12 protein-coding genes and 1 pseudogene are annotated in these 12,624 nt (G+C 62.1%); 9 read left to right on the top strand and 4 right to left on the bottom strand.

Annotation, left to right across the window (positions count from 1 at the left end; translation table 11 throughout):
* Positions 1–97, top strand: a pseudogene (locus tag FHX03_RS23445) (electron transfer flavoprotein subunit alpha/FixB family protein); the annotation flags it as partial.
* 209 nt (positions 98–306) lie between these two features.
* Positions 307–1,188: a 3-hydroxybutyryl-CoA dehydrogenase gene (locus tag FHX03_RS23440; protein ID WP_003589968.1), complete on the top strand. Its 882-nt coding sequence runs from the start codon at positions 307–309 to the stop codon at positions 1,186–1,188.
* A gap of 182 nt (positions 1,189–1,370) precedes the next feature.
* On the opposite strand, the gene tlpA is transcribed toward FHX03_RS23440, so the two are convergent.
* Positions 1,371–2,033, bottom strand: coding sequence for a thiol:disulfide interchange protein TlpA (tlpA, locus tag FHX03_RS23435; RefSeq protein WP_097629652.1), 663 nt, complete (start codon positions 2,031–2,033; stop codon positions 1,371–1,373).
* Between the two features lie 38 nt (positions 2,034–2,071).
* On the opposite strand from tlpA, the gene argH reads away from it, so the two are divergent.
* From argH to FHX03_RS23415, 4 genes are all read left to right on the top strand, one after another.
* Positions 2,072–3,472: an argininosuccinate lyase gene (gene argH / locus FHX03_RS23430; protein ID WP_097629651.1), complete on the top strand. Its 1,401-nt coding sequence runs from the start codon at positions 2,072–2,074 to the stop codon at positions 3,470–3,472.
* 131 nt (positions 3,473–3,603) lie between these two features.
* Positions 3,604–3,798: an LPS translocon maturation chaperone LptM gene (gene lptM / locus FHX03_RS23425; RefSeq protein ID WP_003582619.1), complete on the top strand. Its 195-nt coding sequence runs from the start codon at positions 3,604–3,606 to the stop codon at positions 3,796–3,798.
* 11 nt (positions 3,799–3,809) lie between these two features.
* The gene (lysA, locus tag FHX03_RS23420; protein ID WP_097629650.1) at positions 3,810–5,078 is read left to right on the top strand and encodes a diaminopimelate decarboxylase; all 1,269 of its coding nucleotides are present in this window, start codon (positions 3,810–3,812) and stop codon (positions 5,076–5,078) included.
* A 166-nt stretch (positions 5,079–5,244) separates the two neighbouring features.
* Positions 5,245–7,908 (top strand): TIGR02302 family protein, encoded by a 2,664-nt coding sequence (locus FHX03_RS23415; protein ID WP_183855656.1) that lies wholly within the window; start codon positions 5,245–5,247, stop codon positions 7,906–7,908.
* 107 nt (positions 7,909–8,015) lie between these two features.
* On the opposite strand, the gene FHX03_RS23410 is transcribed toward FHX03_RS23415, so the two are convergent.
* The 3 genes from FHX03_RS23410 to FHX03_RS23400 all read right to left on the bottom strand — a co-directional run bounded on the left by FHX03_RS23410 (position 8,016) and on the right by FHX03_RS23400 (position 9,818).
* On the bottom strand, positions 8,016–8,375 hold the full coding sequence (locus FHX03_RS23410) for a response regulator (protein ID WP_003567048.1): 360 nt from the start codon (positions 8,373–8,375) through the stop codon (positions 8,016–8,018).
* 116 nt (positions 8,376–8,491) lie between these two features.
* A complete protein-coding gene (gene hpt, locus FHX03_RS23405) occupies positions 8,492–9,034 on the bottom strand; it encodes a hypoxanthine phosphoribosyltransferase (RefSeq protein WP_003567049.1) in 543 nt (180 codons plus the stop codon).
* Positions 9,035–9,167: 133 nt separating this feature from the next.
* Positions 9,168–9,818: a hypothetical protein gene (locus FHX03_RS23400; RefSeq protein ID WP_131711806.1), complete on the bottom strand. Its 651-nt coding sequence runs from the start codon at positions 9,816–9,818 to the stop codon at positions 9,168–9,170.
* A 206-nt stretch (positions 9,819–10,024) separates the two neighbouring features.
* Here FHX03_RS23400 and ftsE point away from each other — a divergent pair, with 206 nt between their 5' ends.
* The 3 genes from ftsE (at position 10,025) to FHX03_RS23385 (ending at position 12,474) form a co-directional block, all read left to right on the top strand.
* Positions 10,025–10,684: a cell division ATP-binding protein FtsE gene (ftsE, locus tag FHX03_RS23395; RefSeq protein ID WP_003567051.1), complete on the top strand. Its 660-nt coding sequence runs from the start codon at positions 10,025–10,027 to the stop codon at positions 10,682–10,684.
* On the top strand, positions 10,677–11,690 hold the full coding sequence (locus FHX03_RS23390; RefSeq protein WP_097629648.1) for a cell division protein FtsX: 1,014 nt from the start codon (positions 10,677–10,679) through the stop codon (positions 11,688–11,690). Before ftsE ends, FHX03_RS23390 begins: the two co-directional genes overlap by 8 nt.
* Positions 11,691–11,757: 67 nt before the next feature.
* The gene (locus FHX03_RS23385) at positions 11,758–12,474 is read left to right on the top strand and encodes a YdcF family protein (protein ID WP_183855654.1); all 717 of its coding nucleotides are present in this window, start codon (positions 11,758–11,760) and stop codon (positions 12,472–12,474) included.
* Positions 12,475–12,624 lie beyond the last annotated feature (150 nt).

The raw sequence follows: 12,624 nt of genomic DNA, 5'->3' as shown, positions 1-12,624 counted from the left end.
CAACAAGGACGAGGAGGCGCCGATCTTCCAGGTCGCCGACTACGGCCTCGTCGCCGATCTGTTCGAAGCCCTGCCGGAACTGGAAAAGGCGCTCTAATGCAGGTCGCGCAAAGACCGAAAGCGCGAGAAGCGAATCCGAAAGATCACGACGCGCTTCAAACGCCTCAAATGCTTTTCTTTCGCACTTGCGAATGACTGGAAAATTATCTTTTATCGGGCTACTACTGCTGCCGGGCGATCCTTCGTCCGGCAGCATTGCTAAAAAATGCGGCAGCGCGGGGGCAGATGCCGTGCGGGGGTTTGGAGATGAATGCGGTGTTGAAGAATATTGGTATTATCGGTGCCGGCCAGATGGGCTGCGGCATCGCGCATGTTTCGGCCGCCGCAGGTTACAGGGTTCACATCTACGATCTCTCACAGGATCGCATCGAGTCTGGCCTTGCCACCATCAACGGCAACCTGGCTCGTCTGGTGACGAACAGCAAGATGACCGAAGAGGAGCGCAAGTCGACCCTGTCGCTCATCACGGGCTCGTCCGATGTCAATGATCTCGCACCCTCCGATCTCGTCATCGAGGCCGCCACCGAGGATGAAACGGTCAAGCGCAAGATCTATGCGCAGGTTTGTCCAGTCCTGAAGCCGGAAGCGCTGCTTGCCACCAACACCTCTTCCCTTTCAATCACCCGGCTTGCTGCCGCCACCGACCGCCCCGAACGCTTCATGGGCATTCATTTCATGAACCCGGTGCCGGTGATGAAGCTGGTCGAACTGGTGCGCGGCATCGCCACCGATGAGAAGACCTTCTCGGCCGCCAAGGAATTCGTCGGCACGCTGGAAAAGACCATCACTGTCGCCGAGGATTTCCCGGCCTTCATCGTCAACCGCATCCTGCTGCCGATGATCAACGAGGCGATCTACACGCTCTATGAAGGCGTCGGCACGGTCGACGCCATCGACACGGCGATGAAACTCGGCGCCAACCATCCGATGGGACCGCTGCAGCTTGCCGATTTCATCGGCCTCGACACCTGCCTTTCGATTATGCAGGTGCTGCATGACGGCCTGGCGGACTCGAAATACCGCCCCTGCCCGCTACTGGTGAAATATGTCGAGGCCGGCTGGCTCGGGCGCAAGTCCGGCCGCGGCTTCTACGACTATCGCGGCGAAGTGCCGGTCCCGACACGGTAAGTAAGCAGGCATTATCAGAACGGGCGAATAGACCGGACGCCCGTGAAATGCTTTCCTTGCCGTGAATGGGAGGAAACGCCATGTCGACCGAAACACCGATGTTCCTGCTGCAATGCTGCGTCCTTATCGGAATTGCCGGCGTTTTCCTGATCAGAGGCGATGGCGACTCCTGACTGATATCCTTACGATCCGATCGCACCCTTGATGAGAGTCTTGGCGTCCTCGCTGTCCCAGGCGGCGGGTCCGTTCATGGCGGAGATCAGGCAGCCCTTGTCGTCGATCAGCAGCGTCACCGGCAGCCCCATGGCGAGCCCCTCTTTCTTCAGGCTGTTGAACACCGCAATCGTTTTGTCGCGATAGAGCTGCAGCGCATCGACGCCGGTCTCGGCCAGGAAGGTCTTCGGCTTGTCGTCGTCGCCGCTGTCGATATTGACGGGCACGACCTGGAACTTGTCGCTGCCCATCTCCTTTTCGAGCGCGTTCAGCGCCGGCATCTCCTCGCGGCAGGGAACGCACCATGTCGCCCAGAGATTGAGGAGCACGGTCTTGCCGGCAAAATGATCGAGCGTCAGCGGCTTGCCGTCCGGCCCGTTGAAGGAGACCGCCGTCAGCTTGCGCGGCTCATAGGCGGCGACCATGGCGGCCACCTGCCCCTTCATCAGCGGTGTAACGCTGGCGATGCGATCCCGGGCCAGCTTGCATTCGACAGACGCCGTCTCACCGCCGCCATTGCCAATCCCCGTCTCCTTCACGTATACCGCAGCCGCACCGGCAACGACGCCCGCGACGGCGGCTATCGCGATCCATTTCACGGATGGCAGCCCGAGGGATTTCTTTGTCGTCATTTCATTCTCCAGGACATGCATTCAAGGCGGGCACCTTCATGGCCGACACCACGGATACCAAATCTTCAAACCAGATGTGGGGCGGGCGTTTCGCCTCCGGCCCGGACGCGATCATGGAGGAGATAAATGCCTCGATCGGTTTCGACAAGAAGCTTTTCGCGCAGGACATCCGCGGTTCGATCGCCCACGCGACCATGCTCGCCCATCAGGGGATCATATCGGCCGAGGATAAGGACAAGATCGTTCACGGGCTAAACACGATCCTGTCAGAAATCGAGAGCGGCAATTTCGAATTTTCGCGCCGGCTCGAAGACATCCATATGAATATCGAAGCGCGTCTGGCGACGCTGATCGGACCGCCAGCCGGCCGGCTGCATACCGCCCGCTCGCGCAACGACCAGGTCGCGCTCGACTTCCGCCTCTGGGTGAAGGAAGAACTCGAGAAGACCGAGAAGATGCTGACCGGCCTGATCGCCGCCTTTCTCGACCGCGCCGAAGAGCATGCCGAAAGCGTCATGCCGGGCTTCACCCATCTGCAGGCCGCCCAGCCCGTGACCTTCGGCCATCACTGCATGGCCTACGTCGAAATGTTCGGCCGCGACCGCTCACGCGTGCGCCACGCCATCGAGCATCTGGACGAAAGCCCGATCGGCGCGGCGGCCCTTGCAGGCACCGGTTATCCGATCGACCGCCATATGACTGCCAAGGCGCTGGGCTTCCGCGAGCCGACCCGCAACTCCATCGATACGGTCTCCGACCGCGACTTCGCCATCGAGTTCCTGTCGATCGCCGCGATATCCGGCATGCACCTGTCGCGTCTCGCCGAAGAGATCGTCATCTGGTCGACCCCGCAATTCGGTTTCGTGCGCCTCTCCGATGCCTTCTCGACTGGCTCCTCGATCATGCCGCAGAAGAAGAACCCGGATGCGGCTGAGCTGGTGCGCGCCAAGACCGGCCGCATCAACGGTTCGCTGGTGGCGCTGCTGACGATCATGAAGGGCCTGCCGCTCGCCTATTCCAAGGACATGCAGGAAGACAAGGAACAGGTCTTCGACGCGGCCGAGAGCTTGGAACTGGCGATCGCCGCCATGACCGGTATGGTGCGCGACATGACCGTCAACACCGCGCGCATGAAGGCTGCGGCCGGCTCAGGCTTCTCGACGGCAACCGACCTTGCCGACTGGCTGGTGCGCGAAGCGGGCCTACCCTTCCGCGATGCCCATCACGTCACCGGCCGGGCCGTGGCGCTTGCCGAAAGCAAGGGCTGCGATCTTGCCGAACTGCCGCTCGCCGACCTGCAGGCGATCCATTCCGCGATCACCGACAAGGTCTACGACGTGCTGACTGTCGAAGCCTCGGTCGCCAGCCGCAAGAGCTTCGGCGGTACCGCACCCTCTGAGGTGCGCAAGCAGATCGCTTTCTGGCGCGCCCGCAACTGAGGAATATCACGCGGCGCAAGCCGCCGCGGCCTTGGCGCACAGGCGGAAAGACCGTCCAACAATCAGGGTGCACAAGGCGGATAAACTTCGCTATGACAATGTCCATCAGAATGCCGCCGAAGAGGATATCCATGCAGAAGAGCTTGCCGCATCTCATCCGCCTGACGGCGGTTCTCGCCGTCATCGGCCTTGCCGTTGCCGGATGCGGGCGCAAGGGCGATCTCGATCCGCCGAGTGCTGCGGCAACCAAGGAAGGTGACGTTTCCAAGCCGACAAAACAGCCGGGAACCGTCGATAAGCCCTTCCTTCTCGATCCCCTTCTTTAAGGCATAAGCCCGTGAACCATTTCGAGTACCGCGACGGCGTCCTGCATGCCGAAAACGTCCCCGTTCCCGAGATCGCCAAGGCGGTCGGCACGCCCTTCTACGTCTATTCCACCGCGACGCTGGAGCGCCATTACCGGGTCTTCTCCGAGGCCTTCGCCGATATGGACTCCATGGTCTGTTACGCGATGAAGGCGAATTCGAACCAGGCCGTGCTGAAGACACTTGGCCGCCTCGGCGCCGGCATCGACGTCGTCTCCGAAGGCGAGCTGCGCCGCGCGCTCGCCGCCGGCATCTCGGCCAGCCGCATCATGTTTTCAGGTGTCGGCAAGACGCCGCAGGAAATGGATTTCGCTCTCGAGGCAGGCATCTACTGCTTCAATGTCGAATCCGAGCCTGAGCTCGAAATCCTCAACCAGCGTGCCGTCAGCGCGGGCAAGAAAGCGCCGGTCTCCTTCCGCATCAATCCCGATGTCGATGCAAAAACACATTCGAAGATCTCGACCGGCAAGAAGGAAAACAAGTTCGGCATCTCCTGGGAGCGTGCCCGCGCCATCTATGCCCATGCCGCCAAGCTGCCGGGCATCGAGGTCACCGGCATCGACATGCATATCGGCAGCCAGATCACCGAGCTGCAGCCCTTCGACGACGCCTTCAAGCTGCTGCACGACCTTGTCGCGACGCTGCGCGCCGACGGCCACACGATCGACCATGTCGATATCGGCGGCGGCCTCGGAATTCCCTATAAGGACGACAACAATCCGCCGCCGCTGCCGGACGCTTATGCGGCGATCGTCAAGAACCAGCTGCGCGGCCTCAACTGCAAGATCATCACCGAGCCCGGCCGCCTGATCGTCGGCAATGCCGGCATCCTGGTGACCGAAGTCCTCTATGTGAAGGATGGCGGCGAGAAGACCTTCGTCATCGTCGACGGCGCGATGAACGATCTGATCCGCCCGACCCTCTACGAGGCCTATCATGAGATCCGCCCGGTGACGATTTCGGCGGCGAACGCCCCGCGCATCCGCGCCGACGTGGTCGGCCCCGTCTGCGAGACCGGCGATTACCTGGCACTCGACCGCGAGATGGCGACGCCGAAGCCCGGCGACCTGATCGCCGTCAGCACGGCCGGCGCCTATGGCGCGGTGCAGGCCGGCACCTATAACAGCCGGCTGCTGGTGCCCGAGGTTCTGGTCAAAGGCAGCGATTTCCATACGATTCGCCCGCGCAGAACCTATGCCGAACTGATCGGCCTCGACTCCGTTCCTGCCTGGCTCGACTGAAGCAGCCATCACTTTTTGGCGAATAAACGTGAAAAGCCGGTATTGCCGGCCGCTCGCCCTCGCCTTCGCCACAAAGAGTGTTATCCTTGTCAGTCATGAGCGTATTGCCCTGCAATCGCCGGAAGCGCCCTCTGTTCCAGAACGCCAGATCGCGGAGACCGGACCGATGACAAGCCCCTCAAGGCAGAGGAAAGGTGCGTTTGCGCTCCGCCCCTCGCTTGCCCGGCTGGTGACGACAAAACGCCTGCTGGCGCGCGTGGTGCTGTTTTTCGAGCAGTTGCTTCCGCCCTTGATGTCGGTCCTGGCAGTCATCGCCTTTTACCTCGCAGCCTCTTGGTTCGGCCTCTTCCGCAGTGTGCCGGACTGGCTGCGCATCCTGCTGCTGATCGCCTTTGCCGCTGCTTTTCTCGTCTCACTGCTGCCCTTGCGCAATCTGCGCTGGCCGGGGGTCGCCGAAGCCGACCGCATGCTGGAAGAGCGCAACGGCCTGCCGCACCAGCCGGTGACCGTCCAGGAAGACGAGCCGGCCTTCGATACGCCCTTCGCCCGCGCGCTCTGGCGCGAGCACCAGACCCGCATGGCCGAAAAGATCGCAGCCCTCGATGCTGGACTGCCGCGGCCGGATATCGCCGCGCATGACCGTTTTGCCCTGCGCGCCGTGCCTGCGCTGCTGCTGGTCACCGCTTTCGCCTATTCGCTGTCGATCAACGGCGGCTCGCTCGGCGACGCGTTTCAGGCCGCGCCCGAACAGGTGGTCGTCGATCCGGCGGTGCGCATCGACGCCTGGGTGACCCCGCCCTCCTATACCGGCCGCGCCCCGGTCTACTTGACCGCTGACGGCAGCGAGCAGGCGCCGATTGGCATTCCGCAGTTCTCAGGCCTCACCGTTCGTGTCAGCGGCGGAAAGACCACCGAAAAGGTCGTGTTCCGCAAGGCGAACGGCCAGGCGCAGGATATCGCCGTGCAGGCGGATACCAAGCCGCGGCAGGCGGCGGCAGGCAGCGAACCGCCGAAGACGACGCCGGCCGGTGAAGCGCCCACCAGCCAGGCACTGGTCGCTCAGACGCATGTGATGAAGCTGGAAGAAAATGGCGCCCTCGAAGTCAACGGCCGCCGCTGGAGCTTCGATGTCCTCCCCGACAAGGCGCCGGAGATCGCCTTCGACGGGCTGCCGAAGCCCAGCGTCAACGGCGCGCTTGAAATCGGCTTTACCGTCAAGGACGATTACGGCGTTCAGGAAGCGCATGCGGAGATCGTCCCGGTCGACACCGATCCGACTGCGACGCCGCTCTATCCTTTGCCGGAATACCGGCTGGATATTCCCCGCCGCAACGCCCGCGACGCCAAGGGCGTGACCAGCCGCAACCTGACCGAACATCCGCTCGCCGGCAAGCGCGTGCGCGTGACGCTCGTCGCCAAGGATGGCGCCGGTCAGACCGGCCGCAGCCCGCCGCATGAGATGGTCCTGCCGTCGCGGCCCTTCAACGAGCCGCTTGCTGCGGCCGTCGCCGAGGAGCGGCAGGTTTTCGCGCTCGACACCCGCAAGATGCCGCAGGCAATCGCGCTGAACGAGGCGCTGACCATCCGTCCCGAGGAGACCATCCCCAAGCTCACCAATTATCTGCTGCTGGAATCCGCCTTGACGCGCATGAAGCTTGCAAGGGGCGAGGAGGCGCTGAAGGATACGGCTCAGTATCTCTGGGAGATCGCTCTCGGCATGGAGGACGGCGATCTTTCGCTTGCCGAGCGCAAGCTGCGCGAGGCCCAACAGAAACTTGCCGACGCATTGGACCGCAACGCGCCGGACGAGGAAATCAAGAAGCTGATGGATGAGCTGCGCAAGGCAATGCAGGACTACATGACCGAGCTTGCCCAACGCATGCAGAACGCGCCGATGCAGCCGAACCAGAACGCCCAGAACATCCTGCGCCAGCAGGATCTGGAACGGATGATGGACCAGATCGAAAATCTCGCCCGCTCCGGCAATCGCGACGCAGCCCAGCAGATGCTGTCGGAATTGCAGCGCATGATGAACAATCTGCAGGCCGGCAGGCCGCAGCGCGGCCAGCCGAGCCAGGAAAACAGCGAAGCCCGCAAGCAGATCGACAAGCTCGGCGAGATCCTGCGCGACCAGCAGAAGCTGATGGAACAGACCTTCCGTCTCGATCAGCAGCTCCGGGACCGCATGCAGCGCGGCGAACCCGACATGGGCGAAAACGATCCGCTGCTCGATGAGATGAACCCTGGCGAGAACGGCGAGCCGCAGGATCAGCAACAGGGCCAGCAAGGCAAGGACGGCCAGCAGCCCTCCGACCAGATGACCGCCGAGCAGTTGCGTGAGGCGCTGAAACAGCTGCGCGCCCAGCAGGATGCGCTCGGCAAGCAGCTCGGCGAATTGCAGAAGAGCCTCGGCGAGTTGGGCATGAAGCCCGGCCCCGGTTTCGGCCAGGCGCAACGCGAGATGGAGGGTGCAGGCCGTGAGCTTGGCCAGGGCCGCGGCCAGCCGGCCATCGAGGGCCAGGGCCGCGCGCTCGAAGCGCTTCGCCAGGGCGCCCGCGACATGATGAACCAGATGATGCAGGCCCAGCAGGGCCAGCAGGGCCAAGGTCCGAACGGTCAGGTCGGTCAGGGGGATCAGAACGGCCGTGATCCGCTCGGCCGTCCGCGCCGCGTCCAGGGGCCGGATTTCGGCGACGACGTGAAGGTGCCAGACGAGATCGACGTTCAGCGAGCCCGGGAAATCCTCGACGCGATCCGCGAAAAGCTCGGCAACAATCCGCCGCAGGAAATGGAACGGCGGTATCTCGAACGGTTGCTGGATATTCAGTAGGCTTTGCGCCGCCGTATAATCGATCGGCGGCGTGTTAAACCTGTGCACGTAAAAAATATGCATGAACGTCGCCCGAAACCCAGTCAGGCGTTTCGGCAGTATGCTTCTCAGGCGACGAGCGCCCGGGCGACTGCTTTGCGAATATCGGGAAGTGCGAAAGGTTTCGCGACGACGTCGATGATCTTTTCGGCAAGATCGTCGGCCCGTTCGCGCTGCTCGGCATAGCCGGTCATCAACAGGATCTTCAGGCCGGGAAAGGCGTCTTTTGCCTGGTGGGCGAGTTCGATGCCGTCCATTACGGGCATGCGGATATCTGAAAGCAGCAGATCGTAGGCCCCGTCCCTCAGCTTCTCCAGTCCCTCGGCGCCATCAGCCGCTTCATCGGTCTCGTGACCGTCGAGCCTGAGCGCTCGGGCTACGAAAGACCGCAGGGAGTCCTCGTCTTCCGTAATCAGAATTCTTGCCATATGTGCATTGCTCCGTCTTCAGCCCACGACGGAAATCACCAGACTTTCCTTTTCGATCGGTAAAGATGTCGAAGCGATGGATGGAATGGTTAACAACCCGTCTCGACAGCGCCAGCTCAGGCGTCGCCGGTGACCACGCCGACGAAGGGCAGTTCGCGAAAGGCGTAAGCCACATCCATGCCGTAGCCGACGACGAAATAGTCGGGGCATTCGAAACCGACATAATCGGCCTCCAGCTTTTCCTTGCGCTTGACACGCTTGTCGAGCAGCACGGCAATGGTGACGTTGCGCGCACCGCGCTCGAACAGCAGTTCCTTGGCAAAAAGTAGGGTGCGGCCGGATTCGAGGATATCGTCGATCAGCAGGACGTCGCGGCCATGGACGTCGCTGTCGATATCCTTGACGATGCGCACGCCCTGCGAGACCGTGCCAATGCCATAGCTCGACAGGGTGATGAACTCGACCTCCGGGGCAAGCCCGCTATCATGCAGGGCGCGGATCAGGTCGGCGGCGAAGATGAACGAACCCTTGAGCACGGCGATGACGAGCAGGTCCTTGGTCGGCCCGTTGGCGATCTCCCGCGCCATCGAATGATTGCGCTCGGCGATCTGCTCGGCAGTGAAGAGCGGCTCGATATTTTTTCCGCGCACGACAGGCATAAGGGCTTGCTCCATGAAAGAAGGGTAAGCCGTTAGCACATATGCGAGCTTGAAACAGCCTCGTCAGCCATGAAATTAACGGTATTGGCGTGACTTGCGGGGGAAAGCCAGCCATTCCGTGTCAAGTCGCTCTCTACGGCAGGAACGACAGCCTGACTTCCGGCAGTTTTCCACCGGCATGCTGGACGCGTGCCGAGAAGCCCCGGCTCTGGCCGCCATAGATGACATCGGAGGGCGGATTGATGACAATGCTTGCGGTCAGTCGCTCGTCGGTCACAAGATCGGCGCGGATCGGATGCACCGTCTGCGTCGTGCCGCTGTCGTTTTCGATGATGCCGTTGATCACGAGCACCCGCATGCCGTTCGCGTCACGCGGCGCCACCGTCACATGGGTGAAGTGTAGCGGCGCTCCGGAATAGGCCGGCTCGGCGGAAAAGCCGGAGAAGCCGCCCGCAAGCCCGAAGACGAGTACGGCGAGCGCCAGCACCAAGCCTGCGAAGCTCCGAATCGACGCCCGCTGCAGGAAAACTTCCACGTCGCGCAGAACAGTTGCCATCGCCGGTGTCTGCGGCGGCTGTGCTGCCTGTGCTTGCGCCGCGCGCCGGCGGTTGTCGTTATAGGTCCTCGCAGTGAATTCCTTCGGGCGGACTTTGCCGAGCGTGACGAATTCCGCGTCGGAAATATCGGCGGGACGCGCGGCCCGGTACTTTCGGGCTGCAGGTTCCGGCGGCAGGAAATCATAGGCCTGGCCTGGCGCCCGGCGGCTGAAGGAGGATGCTTCCATGGTGGCTGCCTCGCAGATGTCCACATGGTTTCGCTGCCGGGGACAATCTTGGCATTGAAACGAATCCTGCTCAGTCGTAAATTTTAATGGTTAATGCTTCGCAAAGATCGCCATCAAACGGGCGTCTTTCCGGCAAAATTTACCGGCTGTTAACGGTGTTGGTTAACAAGTCACGCGGTGAAACCCACAACAGACTGAGCTGCCCGTTGATCCACTTCGAGAATGTCGGTTTGCGCTATGGCATGGGCCCGGAAATCCTCCGGGACCTGACCTTCGACATTCCGAAGAAATCCTTTCAGTTCCTGACGGGCCCATCGGGCGCCGGCAAGACGTCGCTGCTGCGGCTGCTCTTCATGTCGCTGCAGCCGACGCGCGGCCTGATCCGCATGTTCGGGCGCGACATTTCCGAAATCCCCCGCCCCGAACTGCCACTGCTGCGCCGCCGCGTCGGCATCGTCTTCCAGGATTTCCGTCTGCTCGATCATCTCACCACCTATGAGAATGTGGCTTTGCCCTTACGGGTGCGCGGCAAGGATGAGAGTTCCTACAAGACCGACGTCCTGGAACTGTTGAAATGGGTGGGCCTCGGCGAACGCATCAACGTGCTGCCGCCGGTGCTCTCCGGCGGCGAGAAACAGCGCGCCGCAATCGCCCGGGCGCTGATGGACCGGCCGGAAGTGCTGCTTGCCGACGAACCCACAGGCAATGTCGACCCGCCGATGGCCAAGCGCCTGCTCAATCTTTTCCTTGAGCTGAACCGCCTCGGCACAGCCGTTGTGATCGCCACGCATGACCTGGCGCTGATGGAACAGGTGGAAGCCCGCCGTATGATCCTCTCGGGGGGGCATCTCGATATCTATGACTGAGCCTCCATCCAGAAACCCGGACAAGGCGCCGGCCAAGACTGAGCAGAAGCGGCCGGAAATGCGCGTGCGCCCGACGGCGCCGATCCTGCCGCCGTCCAACATCCAGGGCAGCGCCTTGATGGTGGTGATATCGATCATGGCCTTTCTCGCCTGCCTGACGCTCGGCGGCGTCAGCATGGTCCGCTCGACGGCGGCGAGCTGGGAGAGCCAGATCTCCCGCGAGATCACCATCCAGATCAAGCCGGACGACAATCTCGACATGGAAAAGGCGCTGACTCAGGCGCGTGACCTGGCGCTGACCTTCGTCGGCACCAAGAGCGGCCAGATCGTCGACGAGGCGGCCACCGCCCGCCTGCTCGAACCCTGGCTCGGCCCCGGTCTCGATCTCAAGGACCTGCCCGTTCCCCGCCTCGTCATCATCACCATCGACGAGAGCAATCCGCCGGATTTCGATTCCATGCGGGCGCTGCTGAAAGACAGTATTCCGCAGGCCACCCTCGACGATCACCGCACCTGGGTCGACCGGCTGGTGTCCATGGCCCATACGACCGTGATGATCGGCACCGGCATCCTGCTCCTGGTCTTCTCGGCGATGGTGCTGACCGTCGTCTTCGCCACGCGCGGCGCGCTGTCGGGCAACCGCCACATCGTCGAAGTTCTGCACTTCGTCGGCGCCGAAAGCTCCTTCGTCGCCACCGAATTTCAGAAGCATTTCCTGAAGATCAGCCTCAAGGGCTCGGCGATCGGCAGCGCCCTTGCCGCTCTCTTCTTCGCCACCGCCGGCTTTTGGCAGAGCCGCACGCTGGCCACCCCGGAAACCGATCAGGCGACGGCACTGTTCGGCACCTTCTCCGTCGGCGTGCTCGGTTATGCCGGCATCTTCGCAACGATGATCGTCATTGCCCTTCTGACGACCTTCACCGCGCGCCTGACCGTCATGCGGACGATCTATGAAATCGATACATTGCGCTCGGACCCGACACGCACCGACGGCATTGCGAGTTGATCGTGACCATGCCGTTTTGTGATGAAAGCGTCTGTTCCGCGCCGCAATCAGCGTATAGTCACGATTCATGACGATGGGAGATACGACACCCAACCCGATTCATCAGGACCCGGGGCTTGACCGCCCGGTGGCGTTGCCGCCGCGGCGCGGGCTGATCCGGCGCCTGTTGCGCTGGGGCGGTTTTGCCTGCGTGCTGGCGATCGCGCTGGTGTTCGGCGGTTTCCTGCGTTTTGCCGATTCGGTCACGACGCTGAAGCCGCCGGCCGAGCCGAAGGCCGATGCGATCGTCGTGCTGACGGGCGGCTACCAGCGCATCGACCAGGCCGTGGAACTGCTGCAGAAAGGCGCCGGCAAGCGCTTGCTCATCTCCGGCGTCCACCCGACGACGACCCCGGCGCAAATCCGCAGGATGACGCAGGGTTCGGCCGATCTTTTCTCCTGCTGTGTCGATATCGGCTACGATGCGATCGACACGATTGGCAATGCCGAAGAAGCTTCGAACTGGATCCACGCCAAGGGATATCGCAGCGTTCTGATCGTCACCAACAACTACCACATGCCGCGCAGCCTTGCCGAACTCTCCTATGTCGACCCCGATATCGAGTTCATCGCTTACCCTGTGGTCAATTCGGATTTGAAGAGCCGAAACTGGTTCACCGACCCGAATGCAATGCGCGTTATGCTGGCCGAATATGCCAAAGTGCTGTTGACCGGCGCCCGCAACATCACCGGCTTCGGCCGCCACACCGGATTACGCTCGGCCAGCGCGTCGGGCGAGAATTGACGCGTTTGCTGGAGCATGATGCCGAAAAGCATGAGCGGTTTTCTCGTGACGTCATACTCTAACTCTTTAATCCAGAACAGGATTCAGATTTCAGGCCGGGCTTAAAATCTGAATCCTGATCTGCAGCATCATCAAACGCTTTTTATGACG

This window comes from Rhizobium sp. BK456 (genome assembly GCF_014194045.1).
Classification (GTDB): domain Bacteria; phylum Pseudomonadota; class Alphaproteobacteria; order Rhizobiales; family Rhizobiaceae; genus Rhizobium; species Rhizobium redzepovicii.
Note: the sequence above shows the minus strand (reverse complement) of the source record. Positions and strands in the feature narration are given on the sequence as shown.

Bases quoted from the DNA above. Each gene is read 5' to 3' on its own strand.
- FHX03_RS23440 (WP_003589968.1), top strand. From the start codon at position 307: ATGAATGCGGTGTTGAAGAATATTGGTATTATCGGTGCCGGCCAGATG.
- tlpA (WP_097629652.1), bottom strand. From the start codon at position 2,033: ATGACGACAAAGAAATCCCTCGGGCTGCCATCCGTGAAATGGATCGCG.
- argH (WP_097629651.1), top strand. From the start codon at position 2,072: ATGGCCGACACCACGGATACCAAATCTTCAAACCAGATGTGGGGCGGG.
- lptM (WP_003582619.1), top strand. From the start codon at position 3,604: ATGCAGAAGAGCTTGCCGCATCTCATCCGCCTGACGGCGGTTCTCGCC.
- FHX03_RS23415 (WP_183855656.1), top strand. From the start codon at position 5,245: ATGACAAGCCCCTCAAGGCAGAGGAAAGGTGCGTTTGCGCTCCGCCCC.
- FHX03_RS23410 (WP_003567048.1), bottom strand. From the start codon at position 8,375: ATGGCAAGAATTCTGATTACGGAAGACGAGGACTCCCTGCGGTCTTTC.
- hpt (WP_003567049.1), bottom strand. From the start codon at position 9,034: ATGCCTGTCGTGCGCGGAAAAAATATCGAGCCGCTCTTCACTGCCGAG.
- FHX03_RS23400 (WP_131711806.1), bottom strand. From the start codon at position 9,818: ATGGAAGCATCCTCCTTCAGCCGCCGGGCGCCAGGCCAGGCCTATGAT.
- FHX03_RS23390 (WP_097629648.1), top strand. From the start codon at position 10,677: ATGACTGAGCCTCCATCCAGAAACCCGGACAAGGCGCCGGCCAAGACT.
- FHX03_RS23385 (WP_183855654.1), top strand. From the start codon at position 11,758: ATGACGATGGGAGATACGACACCCAACCCGATTCATCAGGACCCGGGG.